Annotated in this window: 14 protein-coding genes and 3 tRNA genes; 4 read left to right on the forward strand and 13 right to left on the reverse strand. The window is 70.4% G+C overall.

Annotated elements, in window-relative coordinates:
- Positions 1-206 precede the first annotated feature (206 nt).
- The 4 genes from BLR49_RS01000 to pgsA all read right to left on the reverse strand — a co-directional run bounded on the left by BLR49_RS01000 (position 207) and on the right by pgsA (position 2,431).
- On the reverse strand, positions 207-437 hold the full coding sequence (locus BLR49_RS01000) for a DUF3046 domain-containing protein (RefSeq protein ID WP_092532078.1): 231 nt from the start codon (positions 435-437) through the stop codon (positions 207-209).
- 217 nt (positions 438-654) lie between these two features.
- Positions 655-1,077, reverse strand: coding sequence for a helix-turn-helix domain-containing protein (locus BLR49_RS01010; RefSeq protein WP_176760792.1), 423 nt, complete (start codon positions 1,075-1,077; stop codon positions 655-657).
- Positions 1,078-1,250: 173 nt separating this feature from the next.
- Positions 1,251-1,829, reverse strand: a complete 579-nt coding sequence (locus tag BLR49_RS01015) for a CinA family protein (protein WP_092532084.1) — start codon at positions 1,827-1,829, stop codon at positions 1,251-1,253.
- Complete coding sequence (pgsA, locus tag BLR49_RS01020; protein WP_176765720.1) at positions 1,826-2,431, reverse strand: CDP-diacylglycerol--glycerol-3-phosphate 3-phosphatidyltransferase; 606 nt, start codon at positions 2,429-2,431, stop codon at positions 1,826-1,828. Before pgsA ends, BLR49_RS01015 begins: the two co-directional genes overlap by 4 nt.
- A 68-nt stretch (positions 2,432-2,499) precedes the next feature.
- Between pgsA and BLR49_RS01025 the strand changes: the two genes are divergently transcribed.
- A complete protein-coding gene (locus tag BLR49_RS01025) occupies positions 2,500-3,792 on the forward strand; it encodes a CapA family protein (RefSeq protein WP_092532089.1) in 1,293 nt (430 codons plus the stop codon).
- A 50-nt stretch (positions 3,793-3,842) separates the two neighbouring features.
- On the opposite strand, the gene BLR49_RS01030 is transcribed toward BLR49_RS01025, so the two are convergent.
- The 6 genes from BLR49_RS01030 to BLR49_RS01055 all read right to left on the reverse strand — a co-directional run bounded on the left by BLR49_RS01030 (position 3,843) and on the right by BLR49_RS01055 (position 9,733).
- Entirely contained in the window at positions 3,843-6,551 is a 2,709-nt protein-coding gene (locus BLR49_RS01030; protein ID WP_092532092.1) for an FtsK/SpoIIIE family DNA translocase, read from the reverse strand.
- Positions 6,552-6,605: 54 nt separating this feature from the next.
- On the reverse strand, positions 6,606-7,520 hold the full coding sequence (locus tag BLR49_RS01035) for a PfkB family carbohydrate kinase (protein WP_092533305.1): 915 nt from the start codon (positions 7,518-7,520) through the stop codon (positions 6,606-6,608).
- A 47-nt stretch (positions 7,521-7,567) separates the two neighbouring features.
- On the reverse strand, positions 7,568-9,202 hold the full coding sequence (locus BLR49_RS01040) for a ribonuclease J (protein WP_092533308.1): 1,635 nt from the start codon (positions 9,200-9,202) through the stop codon (positions 7,568-7,570).
- A gap of 192 nt (positions 9,203-9,394) precedes the next feature.
- A tRNA-Glu gene (locus BLR49_RS01045) sits at positions 9,395-9,470 on the reverse strand.
- 34 nt (positions 9,471-9,504) lie between these two features.
- A tRNA-Glu gene (locus tag BLR49_RS01050) sits at positions 9,505-9,577 on the reverse strand.
- Positions 9,578-9,661: 84 nt separating this feature from the next.
- Positions 9,662-9,733 (reverse strand) — tRNA-Gln (locus BLR49_RS01055).
- A 263-nt stretch (positions 9,734-9,996) separates the two neighbouring features.
- Here BLR49_RS01055 and BLR49_RS01060 point away from each other — a divergent pair.
- Positions 9,997-10,806 carry an RAD23 family protein gene (locus BLR49_RS01060; protein ID WP_245690278.1) on the forward strand — a complete coding sequence of 270 codons (810 nt, stop codon included), beginning with the start codon at positions 9,997-9,999 and terminating at the stop codon, positions 10,804-10,806.
- 268 nt (positions 10,807-11,074) lie between these two features.
- Here BLR49_RS01060 and BLR49_RS01065 read toward each other — a convergent pair whose 3' ends face one another.
- Both BLR49_RS01065 and gltX read right to left on the reverse strand, forming a co-directional pair.
- Positions 11,075-12,124, reverse strand: coding sequence for a hypothetical protein (locus tag BLR49_RS01065; protein WP_092532097.1), 1,050 nt, complete (start codon positions 12,122-12,124; stop codon positions 11,075-11,077).
- A 463-nt stretch (positions 12,125-12,587) separates the two neighbouring features.
- Positions 12,588-14,162: a glutamate--tRNA ligase gene (gltX, locus tag BLR49_RS01070; protein ID WP_092532100.1), complete on the reverse strand. Its 1,575-nt coding sequence runs from the start codon at positions 14,160-14,162 to the stop codon at positions 12,588-12,590.
- A gap of 177 nt (positions 14,163-14,339) precedes the next feature.
- On the opposite strand from gltX, the gene BLR49_RS01075 reads away from it, so the two are divergent.
- Positions 14,340-15,149, forward strand: coding sequence for a hypothetical protein (locus BLR49_RS01075; protein ID WP_092532103.1), 810 nt, complete (start codon positions 14,340-14,342; stop codon positions 15,147-15,149).
- Positions 15,150-15,292: 143 nt separating this feature from the next.
- Positions 15,293-16,579, forward strand: coding sequence for a MalY/PatB family protein (locus BLR49_RS01080; protein WP_092532106.1), 1,287 nt, complete (start codon positions 15,293-15,295; stop codon positions 16,577-16,579).
- A 72-nt stretch (positions 16,580-16,651) separates the two neighbouring features.
- Here the strand turns inward: BLR49_RS01080 and BLR49_RS01085 are convergent, their stop codons facing one another.
- The gene (locus BLR49_RS01085) at positions 16,652-17,482 is read right to left on the reverse strand and encodes a fumarylacetoacetate hydrolase family protein (protein WP_092532110.1); all 831 of its coding nucleotides are present in this window, start codon (positions 17,480-17,482) and stop codon (positions 16,652-16,654) included.
- Between the last annotated feature and the right edge of the window lie 97 nt (positions 17,483-17,579).

Consider the following 17,579-nt stretch of genomic DNA (forward strand, 5'->3'; position numbering starts at 1 on the left):
TGGTATTCCTCTGTTCTCGTGCGGCTCGCCGCCGCGGCGGATACGGCTGGTCCTGGTTACGCGGCCCCTCTCCGGGGCTTGTGAACGACGTTATGCCGGACCACTGACATGAATCACCCGCCCTCCGCCGTCCCTGTGGAGGCGGGGCGCGTGAACGTCGCCTGTGGACAACAGTAGGCGAACAACTGTTCGAATACCGGAGGCGCTCACCGCGTGTCGCGGCGGCGCGGGTCATCGCGGAACACCCAGCGTTCCGCCTCGGTCCTTTCGGTGTCGTCGCACAGGGCGTGCCAGACGTCACGCGGCGGGACACCCGTCTCGAGGGCCTCGACGCTGGTGCGCCCGATGCCGGTCAGGACCAGGTCCTGGGCCAGCGAGCGCCCATAGGCGGAGCCGAACACGGCGTCGACGGCGCGCCAGAACTCGGAGTGCTTCATGCCTGCCTTCGCTCAGATGCGTATGGACTGTTGGAACCCGGCGCTTGCCGAGGCGGATCACGCACTGGTTCCGGACCGGGCGCGGACCACCCGTCCGCCCGTGCGGATCGCCGTCGGCAGTATGGCGCATCACCGGGTCCGCACGCAGCTGTGCCCGGCCGCTGACCGCCGCAGCGGCCACGACCGGGCACAGGTGGTTATGACCCCTTGAGCCGCCTCAGCGCAGCGTCATGCCCTGCTGGCGGACGAGCTCGTCGGGAACGGTGTCGGGCACGGCCACGCCCTCGGCGACGGCGATGCGGTCGGAGACCTCGCGCAGCACCGCGGAAAGGGGAGCGTCGAGGGCCTGGCAGATCGAGGCCAGCAGCTCGGAGGAGGCCTCCTTCTGACCGCGTTCCACCTCGGAGAGGTAGCCGAGGGAGACGCGGGCCTGACTGGAGACCTCGCGCAGGGTACGGCCCTGGTGCTGGCGCACCGAGCGAAGCACCTCGCCGATCTCGCGGCGCAGAAGGATGTTGTCATGCTTGTTCGTCGTGTTGTCCACGACGGCGCCGTGCCCCGCCGCGGAGGCTTGCCGCATCGGTGCGCGGCCAACCGGACGCGCAGGGCGGTTGGTGCGGGGGTGAGTCACGTTGTTCATCGTGGGGCACAACCATTCATGTGGCGGTTTCATTCCCGCCTCCGGCGGGTCCTCCCCCGGTGGCGATGTCTAGATCCTCTCCGAGGAATCTGGGAGGAACCTGGAGGCCGCGTCAGTGTTATCCAGGTGATCCGGGTCGGTGGTTCGTCGCCGGCTCGACTCGGCCGCCCGGGTCAGTCTGGCCCCGACGCGGCCTCGGCGCCGCGATCCGGGGCCGTCTCGAGCAAGGCGCCGGCCAGTGCCAGCACCGCCGTGGTGGCGCCGTCGCGAACCGCCTCCCGATCGCCGGACAGGCGCAGCTCACGGGATAAAGCGCCCCAGGGTGAGGCGACAGCCACATGCACGGTGCCGGCCGGGTGTCCGTCGGCAGCGCCGGGCCCGGCCACCCCGGTGGTGGCCAGGCCGAGATCCGCCCCCATGAGCCGACTCACGCCGGCCGCCATCTGCTCGGCGACCTCGCCGTCCACCGGACCGGTCAGGGCCAGGCGCTCCGGATCGACGCCGAGGACCTCCGCCTTGATCCGAGTGGCGTAGGCGACGACCCCGCCGACGACGACGGCGGACGCCCCGGGCACGCTTACCAGCGTGGAGGTGACCTCACCACCGGTGAGCGACTCGGCGACGGCCAGGGTCAGACCGCGTTCCTCCGCCTTGGCCAGCAGGAAGCGGGCCGCCTCCACGAGGGTCTCACGCCCTCCCTCCGGAGCCGCCTCCCGGGGAGCCGGGCCGGAGGCCGGGGATGCCGACGTCATGCGGCCTCCTCCGCGCGGGCGATGCGCCGGGCCTGGAGCACGTAGTCCACCCCGGTGACAACGGTGACCACCAGCGCGGCGCCGATCGCGGCGTAGGCGAGGGCGGTCAGCACGGTGGCGAGCGCATCCGGCAGGAACAGCGCCCAGGGGGTGAGCAGGCCGATGATTCCGATCATCTGCAGGGTGGTCTTGAGCTTGCCGCCGCGGGAGGCCGCCATGACGGCGCGGCGCAGCATGATGAAGCGCAGCAGTGTGATGCCCAGCTCGCGTGCGATAATGACGATCGTCACCCACCACCACAGGCGCCCGTCCACGGAAAGCAGGATGAAGGCGGACAGGGTCAGCGCCTTGTCGGCGATGGGGTCGGCGATCTTCCCGAAGCTGGTGATCAGGTTCCGAGAGCGAGCCAGCTGGCCGTCCAGGCGGTCGGTGATGGCCGCCACGATGAACACCGCCGTCGCCACCAGCCGAATCGGATCTCCGGGCTGAAGCATGAGCCAGACGAAGACGGGGACCAGGATCAGCCGCAGCACAGTGAGCGCGTTGGCGACGTTGAGCAGCGGAGCACTTCGCTCCGGCGGAATGGGAGTCTTCGTGTTCATCACAGTCAGCTTAGTTCGCCCGGGGCCGCTCATGCAGTCGGTACGCCGGCAGGTGCACGCGTAGAATCATGCATGTGTCACGACGTCGTGAACGTACGGCCAGACGACCGGCTGTGCGCCCGCTCCCGGTCGTCCTCGCCATCGCCGGGCTCGCAGTGGCACTGACGCAGTCGCTCCAGTTGCTCCACGGACCTACCTCGTCGCCATCTCAGCCGAGCACATGGACACCGGGCCTCTCCTCGACCTCGACGGCGCCGAGCCCTACGCGACCACCGGACATCCACCTGACCATCGGCTATGCCGGTGACGTCCTCACCCACATGCCGGTCATAGCGGACACGACCGGAGGGCAGGGCGACATCGCCCCGCTCGTCGCCGCCGCCACCCCTTGGTCAGCCGGCGTGGACCTGGCCCTGTGCGGCATGGAGGTGCCGGTCTCCCCCACCGGCGTCGCTTCCGGCTACCCGGTGTTCGCCACCCTGCCGACAGTGGTCTCAGCACTATCGGCCTCCGGCTGGGACGGCTGTGCCACCGCCTCGAACCACGCCTGGGATCAGGGCTTCGCCGGGGTTGTGACGACGGCAGACACGCTTGAGGACAACGGCATGGGCTACGTCGGCACCAACCGGACGGAGGCGGAGGCCGCCACCGGCTACCAGCTCTACAAGATCGCCCGAAACGGGGTGACGATCACGGTCGCCGAGCTCTCGACGACTTACGGACTCAACGGCTTCACCGCGGATCCCGCCTGGGCGGTGGACCTCAATGACGTCGACGCCGTCGCCGCCCGGGCGAGGGCGGCACGCCGGCAGGGCGCCGCCGTCGTCGTCCTCCATACGCAGATCGGCGAGGAGTACCTGCTCGAGCCGGTGACCGCGCAGACCGAGTACGCCCGGGCCGTTGCCGCCACCGGGGAGGTGGACCTGCTCTTCGGCGCCCACCCTCATGTGCCGCAGACCAATGAGCTCCTCCCGGGCGGCCCCGGCGGCAAGGGCATGTGGGTGTCCTACTCAGCCGGAAACTACTTGTCCAACCAGTCCGAGGCCCAGGGCACCGTCCTGGCCGGCGTGGGCCTGTTCGTATGGGCGGATGTGGTCGTCTCCACCGACGCCGACGGCACCCAGGAGGCCCGCGTCGAGGCACTCAACTGGCATCCCTTCACCGTGGACAACCTCGGGGGACACCGGCTCGTCGACCTGGCGGCGGCCCAGCGGGGCGAGATCGATGCGGGCTGCACGCTCAGCGCCGAGGAGATAGACCGGCGCTGGCGGGCCGTCATGGACACCGTCAACAATGAGACCTACTCCGACACGATCCCGGTGCCCAGCGGCGAGCCGCCGGTGCCCCTGCCGCGGTCCTGAGGCCGCCGCACATCAATGCGCGCACCGCCCGGCTGCGACACGCACGGATCTCACCAGGAGGCGCCGCGGCCGGTGAGGCTCCAGGCGTCCTCGGAGTCCTCCTCGGCCGCCAGGTCGTCCCAGGACTCCGACTCGCCGATACCGCGGTCGGCCTCGAGCGGGTCGGCCCCGTAACGGTCCGCCGGGAGCGTCGCCGTGGCGGCGTCGGGTGTGGCAGCTGCCTCCGGGACGTCCTCGGGAGCCTCGTCGCCGCCGGGGGCGGATCCCTCCCCCTTGATCCAGGCGAGGGTCTCCTCCAGCTGCTCGGGCTGGACCAGAACCTCGCGGGCCTTGGAGCCCTCGGATGGGCCCACGACCTCGCGCGTCTCCAGCAGGTCCATCAGCCTTCCCGCCTTGGCGAAGCCGACCCGCAGCTTGCGCTGAAGCATGGAGGTGGAGCCGAACTGGCTGGTGATGATCAGCTCGGCGGCCTGCAGCAGCAGGTCCATGTCGTCGCCGATCTCCTCATCGATCTGCTTCTTGACCTCGGGGACGATCACGTCCTCGCGGTAGTCGGGCTGCAGCTGCCCCTTGACGTGGTCCACGACGGCACGGATCTCCGACTCGGTGACCCAGGAGCCCTGCACGCGCACGGGGGCGGAGGCCCCGGGCCCGAGGTAGAGGGCGTCGCCCTGGCCGGTGAGGGTCTCGGCGCCGTTCTGGTCCAGGATGACGCGCGAGTCGAGCTGGGAGGCGGTGGCGAAGGCCAGGCGGGAGGGCACGTTGGACTTGATCAACCCGGTGACCACCTGGGCGACCGGCCGCTGGGTGGCCAGCACCAGGTGGATGCCGGCGGCGCGGGCGAGCTGGGTGATGCGCTGGATGGAGGCCTCGACGTCCTTGGGCGCCGTCATCATCAGGTCGGCCAGCTCATCAACCACCACCAGCAGGTAGGGGTAGGGGGCGATCACGCGCTGGGACCCGGGCAGGGGCTGCACCTCGCCGGCACGGACCGCCTTGTTGAAGTCGTCGATGTGCTTGAAGCCGAAGGAGGCCAGGTCGTCGTAGCGGGCGTCCATCTCCCGCACCACCCACTCCAGGGCCTCGGCGGCCTTCTTCGGGGAGGTGATGATGGGGGTGATCAGGTGCGGGATGCCCTCGTAGATGGTCAGCTCCACACGCTTGGGGTCCACCAGCACCATGCGGACCTCCTCGGGGGTGGCCCGCATCATGATCGAGGTGATCATGGAGTTGACGAAGGAGGACTTTCCGGAGCCGGTCTGCCCGGCCACCAGCAGGTGGGGGGTCTTGGCCAGGTTGGTGACCACGTAGTCGCCCTCGACGTCCTTGCCCAGGCCCACCACCAGCGGGTGCGTCTGCTTCTTGGCGGCCTGGGAGCGCAGCACGTCGCCGAGCTTGACCATCTCCCGGTCGGAGTTGGGGATCTCCACACCGATGGCGCTCTTGCCGGGAATCGGGGTGAGCAGGCGGATCTCGTCCGAGCCGACCGCGTAGGCGATGTTCTTCGCCTGGCTGGTCACCCGCGAGACGTTCACGCCCCTGCCCAGGTGGACCTCGTAGCGGGTGACCTGGGGGCCGCGCGTGTAGCCGGTCACGGTGGCGTCCACGCCGAACTCGGTGAACACGTCCTGGAGCCGGTTGACGATGGCGTCGTTGGCCTCGGTGCGGGTGGCGTGGCCGTGACCGGGCTCAAGCAGGGAGTCCTCCGGCAGGCGGTAGGTGGAGCCGTCCGGCAGCTGCATCTGCCCCAGGGCGATCGCGTCGGCGAAGTCCTGCGCGTCGTCGACGGCGGGGGTCTCCTGGGTGACGGCGTCGGGCTCGGACCGGGGGACGGGGCCGGTCTTGCCCCTGTTCGCCCTGCCGCCCTTGCCGCCCTTGCCGCCCTTGGCGGCCTTGCTCGGGCGCGCGGGCACAGCGGGTACGGCGTCGGCATCGTCCAGGGGGACGTCGACCGGCGGGTCGGGCAGGACGCCGGTGGCGGCGTCGCCGGGCACGACGGCGTCGTTGGCGGGGGCAGCCTCGGCTCGGGGCCTGGTGCGCTTGCGGCGACCGCTGCCGCGGGGGCGCTTGTCGGTTTCGATGGCGCTGCGGAAGGGCTCGTCGCCGTCGTAGGCCTCAAGCCTGGTGGTCGGGGCGGCGTCGGCGTCGTCCGGGCCGGACACGGCATTGCGCACGCGGCTGAGGGTGCGGGTGGCGAGGTTGGGCGCGGCATCGTCGGGGGCGTCGCCGCGCCGCTCCGCCAGGCGCTCGCGTATCTCCGCCACCGTCTTCCCGGAGATGACCAGGGCGGAGAAGGCGATCAGCAGGATGAACAGGATGACGGCGCCGATGGCGCTGAACAGGGTGGCCAGCGGGTAGCCGACCACCCAGCCGAGCAGCCCTCCGGCCTCTTCGAGCGGGGCGATGCCGTGATCGAGGTCGGGGTTGCCGGAGGAGACGTGGATGATGCCGACCACGCCGGTGAGCGCCCCGAGGCAGCCGACCCCCACTCGCACGTGGGTGGTGCCCAGAGCGCGGGCGCGCAGCATGGCCACACCCGCAGCCGCCAGCAGCACGGGCACGATGATGCCGAGCACCCCGAGGGGGCCGGCGGCGATGTGGTGCAGCACGCCGCCGGCGGCGCCCGAGATGCCGAACCACTCGCGCAGTCCGATTACGACGGCGAGCGCCAGCACGACGAACGCCCAGCCGGTACGGCGGTAGCGCCCGCCGGCGGGCTGGGAGGGGGGCGGCGAGGTCTTAGTGCGACGATTGGCCATGGTGGTCGCAACGCTACCTGTGCGTTGCCGGGGCGGCCGACCTGCCACGCCGGGCTACTCGCGCAGGAACGCGTCTATCTCGTCTCGGCGCGGGGCGCGGGCGGGCCCGATCCGGCTGACGGCCTCCGCGGCGGCGGCGTTGGCGCGGCGGGCGGCGGCGACGACGTCGAGACCGTCCATGAGACCGACCACCAGCACGCCCGTGTGGGTGTCGCCGGCGCCGGTGGTGTCCACCACGTCGCGGGCGAAGCCGGGCACCTCGATGCGATCGCCGTCGGCGGGCCACAGGACGCAGCCGTGTACGCCGGTGCGGCGTACCAGCAGCCCGTCAGGGCAGGCGCGGCGCATGGCCTCGGGGCTGCCCAGCCGGGCGGTCAACTGGGTGGTTTCGAAGTGATTGCCGGTCAGCAGGGTGGTGCGGCGCAGGATGGGCAGCAGCACCCGGTCGGGGATCTCCGGCTGGACGGGGCCGAGGTCGACGACGAGCCCGACGCCGTCGGGCAGGTCCAACAGCCAGGAGGTGAGCACATCCCGGCTGGAGCGGTGGACCAGGTCGTAGCCGGTGGCGTAGACCCAGTCGCCCGCCTGCAGCTCGAGACGCTGAAGATCCTCCAGCTGGGGCTCGGCCTCCACACCCTCGGTGGTGATGAAGGTGCGCCTCCCACTGGGCTCGATCAGGGTGGTGCAGGTGCCGATGTCGCCGACCAGCTCCTCCACCAGCAGCTCCACGCCGTCGTGCATCATGGTTTCGCGCACCTGGGCGGAGTTCGGCCCGGTGCCCAGGGTGGCGGCCAGAGCAGCGGGCAGGCCCTGCCGGGCGACGGCGGAGACGACGGTGTAGCCGCCGCCGACCGTCGGTCCGGCGGAGGTGGCCGTGACGGCGCCGCCGGGGGCGGGGATGCGCTCGACGTGCAGGGGCAGGTCGATCAGTACGGAGCCGGTGGAGATGAAGCAGGCGGGCCGGCGCATGGCCTTGTGCCCGTTCTCCTTGCTGATCAGGGTGCTGCGAAGCGCGCTCATGCTTCGATTACCACCGGCACGATCATGGGCCGACGGCGCAGGCGGCGACCGATCCATCTCCCCAGGGTGCGGCGCATCGCCTGTTGGAGGGAGTGCGCGTCGGCGTTGCCCTTGTCCAGGGCGTCGGCGAGCGCGCTGGTGACATCGGGCAGGATCTCGTCGAACACGGAGGGGTCCTCGGCGACGCCGCGGGCCTGGATGTCCGGTCCGGCCAGGATGGTGCCGGTGGAGGTCTCGACCACGGCGTAGACCGAGACGAAGCCCTCCTCGGCGAGGATGCGCCGGTCCTTGAGCTCGGTCTCATCGATCTCGCCGATCGAGGAGCCGTCCACGTACACGTAGCCGCAGGGAACCTGGCCGACGATCCTGGCCCTGCCCTCGTGCAGGTCGACAACGACGCCGTCCTCACACAGCATCACGCGCCCCGGATCCACCCCGGTCTTGACCGCCAGGGCCCCGTTGGCCACCAGGTGGCGGACCTCACCGTGGATCGGCATGACGTTGCGGGGACCGACGATGTTGTACACGTGCAGCAGCTCCTCGGAGGAGGCGTGGCCGGACACGTGCACCTTGGCGTTGCCCTGGTGGACCACGCGCGCGCCCAGGCGCATGAGCTGATTGATGACCCGGTTGACGGAGTTCTCGTTGCCGGGGATCAGGGAGGAGGCGAAGATGACCGTGTCCCCGGGCTCCACGGTGACGGAGCGGTGCTCGCCGTGCGCCATGCGGGACAGCGCGGCCATCGGCTCGCCCTGGGAACCGGTGACCATCAGCACCCGCTCGTCCGGTGGCAGCGAGGTCAGGTCGCGGGCGTTGATGAGTACGCCCTCGGGGACGTTGAGGTAGCCGCGTTCGGCGGCGATCCCCATGTTGCGGACCATGGAGCGGCCGATCAGGGCGACCCGGCGTCCGTGGAGGGCGGCCGCGTCGAGCACCTGCTGGACGCGGTGAACGTGGCTGGCGAAGGAGGCCACGATGATCTGCTGGTCGGACTCGGCGAAGACTCCGTCCAGGACCGGGCCGATCTGGTTCTCATGCCCGATCATGCCGGGGACCTCGGCGTTGGTGGAGTCCACGCAGAACAGGTCCACGCCCTCGTCGCCGAAGCGGGCGAAGGAGCGCAGGTCGGTGATGCGCCCGTCGATGGGCAGGGAGTCGATCTTGAAGTCTCCGGTGATCAGGACCGAGCCTGCACCGGTGCGGATCATGGCGGCCATGGCATCCGGGATGGAGTGGTTGACCGCGACGAACTCGAGGTCGAAGGGCCCGTAGGCGACCCGCTCGTGCTCCTGAACCACCCGCAGCACCGGATGGATGCGGTGCTCGGAGAGCTTGGCGGACACGAAGGCGAGGGTGAGGTCCGAGCCGACCAGGGGGATGTCCTCGCGCAGCCGCAGCAGGTAGGGAACGCCGCCGATGTGGTCCTCGTGGCCGTGGGTCAGCACCATTGCGACGACGTCGTCGAGGCGGTCCTCGATGTAGGTGAAGTCGGGCAGGATGAGATCGACGCCGGGCTGGTCCTCCTCGGGGAAAAGGACGCCGCAGTCGACGATGAGCAGCTTGCCATTGACCTCGAAGACGGTCATATTGCGCCCGACCTCGCCGAGTCCACCCAGGGGGACGATGCGCATCGCACCGTCGGGGAGCGGGCCGGGGGCGCTGAGCTTGGGGAAGTTGGTCACGGCGGCGAGTGTAGCCACTCGCGCGGCCGGGCCGCGCTCGCCCACCCCGAGCACACGGCGAATGGCCTGGCCGAAACAAGAAAACCCGACCCTTGCGGGTCGGGTCTGACGCTACTCGGGCGAATTCACGCCTGAAGCGGGTGGTACCCCGTACCGGATTTGAACCGGTGCTGCCGCCGTGAGAGGGCGGTGTCCTGGGCCGCTAGACGAACGGGGCCTGCCAACAGGCTCCGCATGGGAACCGTGGCTCGTACCCCGTACCGGATTTGAACCGGTGCTGCCGCCGTGAGAGGGCGGTGTCCTGGGCCGCTAGACGAACGGGGCTCGGATATGGAATTTGTACGAGGCACCGAGGCCGCAATCGCCCCCATGATTGATGAGCGGATTGGACGGCTTATCAGTACTCGGCTGGGGTACCAGGACTCGAACCTAGAATGGATGAACCAGAATCACCTGTGTTGCCAATTACACCATACCCCAAGAGATTGGTGCACCAGAGCGGCTTGCGCCCCGGCAGCGATCGGTAATTTACACGGCCTCCCGCCCGACGCCAAGTCAGATCGCCGTGAGTGCAGCCACACCCGCGCCGGCGGTGCGCTCGGGAGCCGCGCACCGCTCCCGGGCATCCGGAGATGGGGAGCACTCCCCCCGCCGCAAAGGCTGCGCCGTGAAGCCACTCGCCCTAGACTGCCGTTGCCCATGGCACTACCAGGCCGTGCCCGACTCGCTCCCCGGAGGCAATGATGACTTCTCCACGCTTCCCCATCTCACACCGCAGTGCACGCGCCCTGGCCGTCACCCTCTGTCTGGCCTCCGGCCTCGCCCTGGGCGCCTGCGGCGCCGGGTCCGACAGGGCCGCCGATTCCGCCACCACCTCCAGCGGCTCCGGGCTGTCCCTGCGCAATTCCACCCCCGGACCCGCCCCGACGCCGACGGCCGCGGCGAGCTCGTCGTCGGGCAACGGATTGAGCCCGCTCAGCTCCAAGGCACCGGCGGCCACCCCCGCCCCCGAGGACAAGCAGACCAAGGAGGCCTGGAGTGCGCCGTCACTGAAGTTCTACAACGAGGACACCTCCGTCTGGTACCAGGACGACTCTGTGGTCAACACCGACGCGGTCTCCGAGAACGGCAACATCGAGGGTTACCGAACCCACAACGGCATGTGCATCGGCTACGAGACCCGCGACATCTCCGAGCGCATCCATGACCTCGGCCTGGATGACGACACCATGAGCTCGCTGCTGGTTCCCGTGACCGACTCCGTCATCTCCGACTACAACGAGACCGGCCGGGAGACCCTGGACCTGGTGCGCGACGACGGCGGCACCATGGAGGGGTACTCGGTGACCTGGACCGGCACCTTCAACTATGACGACGGCACGAGCGAGTCCGTGGAGGGTTATAAGTTCGCCCGCGCAGTCGGGGACGCCGGGCTCGACTTCAGCGTGGAGATCATCTGCTCCAGCGGCAACAACGTCTCGGCCGACCAGTGGCACACAATCCTGTCCGGCATCCGCATCGAGGGGCTGAAGGCCGGCAAGATGAGCAGTTGACACCGCGCGCGCGGCGGGCGGTAGCGGAAGGTTCAGCGGCGTCGGCCGACTCACGGGCCCTCACGGCGCGGACGGCGGCCGCGGCGGACACGCGAGCGGACGATGCGGCCTCGGACACGCACACGCATTCGCCTCATGAACACGCGTTTGCACCCAGACGCACGAGTTCTGGAGTTCTGCACGGCTTAAACACCTGCAAACCTCCAGAAAGTCGTGTTCCTGGCGCCAACTCGTGTCCGCGACCCAAACTCGTGTGCGCGCCGGGACTTCAATCCCACAGTGCCGGCCGTCGTCGGGCCTTGGCAACGACAGTCGCGGGGAACATCGCCAGGACGTCCTGGCCGAGCCGGGTCGGGTCGCGCAGGTGCTCGGCGGTGAAGCGCTTGAAGGTCCAGCCGGATGACTCCTGGATGAGATCCTGGCGGACCTTCTCATCCCAGGTTGTGCCCGTAACCAGGTACTTGTCGCGGCCGTCGTACTCGGCGGCGATTCGCAGCGCCAGCCAGGCCAGATCCAGGAAGAAGCTGCGTGACTGACTCGGAATGTCGATGCGCTGCTGCAGCACCGCGGAGGGCAGCCCGAAGGCCTCGACCTGCCAGCGCACGACGCTCTCCCCCGGTGACTCGGAGAAGGGGCTGGCGATCTGCGCCACGGCACGCGCCCGGGCCGCTCCTCTCCGCGGGCCCTGATCCATGACGGCCTGCAGGAGCCTGGCACGAACCTCCTCCCACCGTCGTCGCGACTCGGCGGGCTCACGACGGTCCGGGCGGACCAGGGCGCGCATAGCCGAGTCGACGATGGTGATGGATTGGCACGCGGGCAGGTCGAAGGCGCAGTCGACCGCGGTTCTCAGCAGGTCGGTCACAACGATGCCCTGAATCGCGACGAGCTGCTCGGCAGGAATGTCCAGTCTCCGCCGCCGCAGCCGTGTGAGCCGTCTGCCTGCTCCCGCCGACCGAGGTCGGGGCGGACGCCCGCGCCGGAAGTCCAGGCCCGGCAGGACCAGGGTGGCCGACGACGGGCGTCGTGGCAGTGCGGTCCACACATCCGGCTCGGGATCGCGTACCCACAGACCATGCAGCAGGGCGGCGGACTCGTGGGTCAAGGCGACTGTGCTGCGACGCGTCTCCCAGGCGCCTCGGCAGCGCGCGAGGCTGGCCTCAAGCTGCTGCTGCCAGACCTCGACTGCCTCGGAGGGGCGGTAGTAAACGCCGCGCATGAGGCGGATGAGTTCGGGACGGCGCGGCAGGTGCCGCAGGTTGCTTGCCGCCGACAGGGTGACCGGCGGGAGCGAGGGCGGGGTCGGATAGGCGTCCATGCGCCGATCCTGGGCTCCGGCGTCACCCAGCACCAGCGGAGGCGTCGAGCCCTGTGGATTGGGGGTGCACGAACCGCGCCTGTGGACGCCGGGGAGGCGAGCCTCGACACTCGGTGGTGTACCTCGGTGGCGAACTGTGGCGGTCAACCGGGCAGTGTGCGCGGCCGGCCGCCGTCCCCCGCCGTCGGCCTGGTGACTGCCTACGACGACGCACACGAGTTGGCGCCGCACACACGAGTTTCTGGGGGTTTGCAGGTGTTTAACCCGTGCAGAACTCCAAAACTCGTGTACGTGGCATGAACTCGTGTCTGAGAGGCAAACGCGAGTAGGCCGGGTGCGGTTGGCGGGCCGTCGATGATGAAGCGGGCCGCGCCCTCGGTGGGGAAGCAGACCCGGTGGGCGGTTAGCGGGAGCGCACCCAATATGCGCGCCCGCCAACCCCGCTCCAGCATCGCCCCCTGTGTCAGCCCAGGCGGTCCCGCAGGGCGCGCAGGCGGGCCAACGAGGGCTCGGCTCCCAGGATCTCCATGGACTCGAACAGCGGCGGGGAGACCTGCCGCCCGGTGACGGCCACGCGCAGCGGCCCGAAGGCCAGCCGCGGCTTGATCCCCATGCCGTCGACGATCGCCGCGCGCAGCGTCTCCTCCAGCACCTCGGTGCGCCACGGGCCGGGTAGTGACTCCAGCGCCGCGATGGCGGTGTCCAGCACCTGGGGGGCGGAGTCCTTCAGTCGCGACACGGCCCGCTCGTCGACCTCGAGCGCCGTGTCCTCCACCAGCAGGAAGCCGAGCATGTCGCGGGATTCACGCAGCAGCTGGATGCGGGTCTGGATCAGCGGGGCGCCGGCGGTGAGGATCTCCTGCTCGCGCTCCGTCAGGTCGGCGAAGGCGGCGGCGCTCACCAGGGGGCGCGGCGTCCAGTCGGGGTCGGCCGGGTCGGAGTAGACGTCGGCGAGGTAGGGCACCAGCCGGTCGCGGAAGTCGTCAGTCTCGAGCCGACGCAGGTGCTCGGCGTTGATGGCCTCGCACTTCTTGGGGTCGAAGCGCGCCGGGTTGGGGTTGACGTCGGTGATGTCGAAGGCGGCCACCAGCTGGGCGGGCGTGAACACGTCCTCGTCCTTGGCCAGGGACCAGCCCAGCAGGGCCAGGTAGTTCAGCAGCCCCTCCGGCGCCATGCCCCGGAAGCGGTGGATCAGCAGGTTCGACTCGGGATCGCGCTTGGAAAGCTTCTTGTTCCCCTCCCCCATCACATAGGGCAGGTGGGCGAACTCGGGCACCTGCTGCGCGCGTCCGATCTCCATCAGGGCGCGGTACAGCACGATCTGCCGGGGGGTGGAGGACAGCAGGTCCTCCCCGCGCAGCACGTGGGTGATCCCCATGGCGGCATCATCGACGGGGTTGACGAGCGTGTAGAGCGGGTCGCCGCCGGCGCGCACCACCACGTAGTCGGGCACGGAACCGGCCTTGAAAGTAACCGGGCCACGCACCAGGTCGTTGAAGGTGATGTCCTCGTCCGGCATCCGCATCCGCAGCACGGGCCGGCGGCCCTCGGCGCGGAAGGCCGCCTTCTGCGCCTCGGTGAGGTTGCGGTCGTAGCCGTCGTAACCGAGCTTGGGGTCCTCGCCGTTGGCGCGGTGACGCGCCTCGATCTCGGCGGGGGTGGAGAAGGACTCGTACAGGTAACCCGCCTCAAGCAGCTCCGCGGCTACCTGCCGGTACAGCTCGGTGCGCTGGGACTGGCGATAGGGGGCGTGAGGGCCGCCCTTGGCCACGCCCTCGTCCCAGTCCAGCCCGAGCCAGCGCAGTGAGTCGAGGATCGCCTCGAAGGACTCCTCGGAGTCGCGGGCGGCGTCGGTGTCCTCAATGCGCAGCACGAAGGTGCCGCCGGTGTGACGCGCATAGGCCCAGTTGAACAGGCAGGTGCGCACCATGCCGACGTGGGGCGTGCCCGTGGGGGACGGGCAGAAGCGGACGCGGATCGGAGCGGAGCCGGGGGCGGGCGGGGTGAAGGCCGGGGCCTTGGAGGTGTCGTCACTCATGATGGGCCAACCCTAGCCGCCCGTGCGGCCGGTTCCCGCATGCGCCCCGACGTCGTCGCCCACCGCGCCCGATGTGATCCCCGAACAGCGCTGCCGGGGAGCGCTCCCCATGGCGCTCATCGCCATATCCCACTAACGTACGTGATGAACCCGTAACCCCAGCTCAGGAGCACCCCCATGAACACGACCATCCTCCGGCCGGCGCCTGTCCTCCGCCGCGGTGCAGTGGCGCTGCTGGCGCTCGGGCTCGCGCTGCCCGGCATTGCCGCCTGCAACGACGAGGTTCCGGTGGTCACAGCCCCTGAGACCGAGCACTCGAAGGCCGCCGACGCCGACAGTTCCCCCTCCCCCGACCCCACCTCGTCCGCCGACGCCGACACCCCGACCACCGGGCTCAGCCCGCTCACCCGGGAGAGCCAGGCGCCCGTCGACGACGACGCCGTCGGCGCCGGGGCCGCCTATTGGGACTTCCCCACCTCCGCGTCCGGATGGTGGGTGTACACCCTGGACGACGACGGGATCAACGAGCTCTACAACGCCGACTCCTGCACCTACACGAGCGCCGAGTACTACTACGACGGCGGCTCCGACTGGGGCGACCAGGACGAGACCGAGTACCAGGCGGACCGCTGGGTGGAATTCCTCGAGGATGAGCACGGCACCGTCACCGCCACACAGGAGGTGTCCACCTCCGTCACCGACTCCGAGGGTGACCCGGTGGAGATGATCATGGTCGACTCGCAGTACAACGAGGACGACGGCGACGCCGTGCGCAACATCTCCTGGCTGCGAGTGTTCTCCTCCGCCGACGACTACACCATGCTCATGCTCAGCTACACCTGCGGAGTGGATGACGTCGACCAAACGGATCTGAGCCGCCTGGTCTCCAGGACGCACATCGTCAACCCCGGCCCGGCCAAGATGGAGGACGGCGCACCGGGCAAGTCCTCCGGCGGCTCCTCCACCGGCAACGACGACATGGTCTGATCCCGGTGCCCTCCCCGCCCGGCGGCGCCCCGTACCGGAGGGTACGGGGCGCCGTCATGTCGCCGGCCGGCGCGGACGGCACCGCCCGCCGGTCGGCGTCGTTGGCTCTGGGACTCGGCGTGCGGCTTCCATAAACTGCCCGCATGACTGTCTCCAGCCCCGCCCCGGCGCCCGTCCCCGGGCCAACCGCACCGGCGCCCGCGTTCGACGCCGCCGCCACCGAGGCCGCCTTCGATGCCCTCACCCCCGAGGCCATGCGGCAGCGCGGCTCGCTGAAGTGGAGCATGTACCCCGGCGACGTGATCGGCGCCTGGGTGGCGGAGATGGACCTGGGTACGGCACCGTCGGTCACCGCCGTCCTGCAGCGCGCCGTCACCGACGGCTCCTACGGCTACCTGCCGCCGCACGTCGGCAGGGCCGCCCAGGAGGAGACCGCCCGCTTCCAGCGCGAGGTATTCGGCTGGCGGGTGGATGCACGGGACGTGAGCCTGCTGCCGGACGTGCTCTCCGCCCTGGGCGCGGTGATCGCCCACCACACGCGCCCCGGCAGCCCCGTGATCGTGCCCACCCCCGCCTACATGCCGTTCCTGTCCATTCCCGGCAGATACGGGCGCGAGTGCGTGCAGGTGCCCGCCCTGCGCGGGCCGGGGACCGCGGTCTCCGTCGGCGGCGCTGCGAGCGTGAGCTGGGCGCTGGACCTGGACCGCATTGAGGCGGCCATGGCGGACGGCGCCGGCCTGCTGGTGCTGTGCAACCCGTGGAACCCGGTGGGGCGGGTTCTTCCCGCCGCCGAGCTCGACGCCGTCGCCGAGCTCTCCGCACGCTACCGGGTGCCGGTCTTCGCCGACGAGATCCACAACTCACTGATCCTGGACCCGCAGACCGCGCACATCCCCTACGCCTCGCGCTCAGGCGCCGACCCCGACCTGACCTTCACCGCCACCGCCGCCTCCAAGGGCTGGAACACGCCCGGCCTGAAGTGCGCCCAGCTGATCGCCTCCGCCGGGGCGCGCCGGGTCTGGGAGGACAGCCCGCTGTCCCGGCACCTGGCCAACGAGGCGTCACTGCTCGGCGCCCGGGCGACCGTGGCCGCCCTGCGGGACGGGCGGGAGTGGAACGCCTGCGTGCGGGCGTATGTGCGTAACAACGCCCAGCTGGTGGAGCAGGCGCTTTCCGCGGTCGACGGCGTTGAGCTCACGGTCCCGTCGGGCACCTACCTCGCCTGGCTGGACTGCTCCGGACTGCCCCTGCCCGACGGCGTCTCCCCGGCCGACTTCTTCCGCCGCGAGCCCGGGGTGGCGATGAACGCCGGCGCCGCCTTCGGGGTCGGCTACGAGTCCTACTGTCGGCTCAACCTGGCCACGGGGCGGCGCATTGAGGAGCAGACCGTGCAGCGCCTGGTGGACGCCGTCGCCCGCCTGCGCGCCTGAGGCGAGCCGCCCCGGGCGTGAGGCGGGCGCGTGCTCCCGGTCGAGAAGGCTTCCACCCGAACGAGAGAGGGCTCAGCGGCGCACCACCGGGTTGCCGAAGGCGCCGATGCCGTCCACCTCGACCTCGACGCGCTGGCCGGCGCGGATCTCGCCCACGCCCGCGGGCGTGCCCGTGAGCACGACGTCGCCGGGCAGCAGCGTGAACACGTGCGATACGTAGGAGATCAGTTCGGGGACGGGCCGGATCATGTCGGCGGTCGTCCCCTCCTGGACGATCCGCCCGTCCACCCGGGTGCGCACCGCGGCGTCGGCCGGGTCAAAGCCGGGACGGTCGCCGGTCGACGGCTCCGGGACCTCGATCCAGGGACCGAGCGGGCAGGAGGTGTCGAAGGCCTTGGCACGCGTCCAGGTCTCGTCCTCGCGCTGGCAGTCGCGGGCGGAGACATCGTTGGCGACCGTGTAGCCGAAGATCGCGGAGGCGGCCTGAACCGGCGTGGCGTCCTTGACCACCGACTTGATGACCACGGCCAGCTCGGCCTCGTAGTGGACCTCGCTGGACCAGGAGGGAAGCACGATGGGCGTGTCCGGGCCGATGACGGCCGTGTTGGGCTTGAGGAAGACGATCGGCTCGGCGGGGGCCTGCCCGCCCATCTCGGCGGCGTGGGCGGCGTAGTTCTTGCCGATGCCCACCACCTTCGAGCGCGGGATCACCGGGGAGACGAGGCGGGCCTCCGCCAGGGGAACCACCTCCCCGGTCGCCTCGGGGGGCGTGTACAGCGGGTCGCCCTTGAGCACCAGCAGGCGTCCGGCGGACTCGCCGGAGGGGGTGGCCTCATCGGCGGGCAGGCCGTCGACGATGCCGTAGCGGAGTTCATCTCCGGTGGAGAAGCGTGCGATCTTCATGGGACGACCCTAGATGATCGCTGCCGGCGCTGGTTGGGGCGGCGGCCCAGTTCCGAGCATGTCACCCGCTGAGGCATGAGTTCGCGCGGGGGCCGAG

This window comes from Actinomyces ruminicola (genome assembly GCF_900103885.1).
GTDB lineage: Bacteria > Actinomycetota > Actinomycetes > Actinomycetales > Actinomycetaceae > Actinomyces > Actinomyces ruminicola.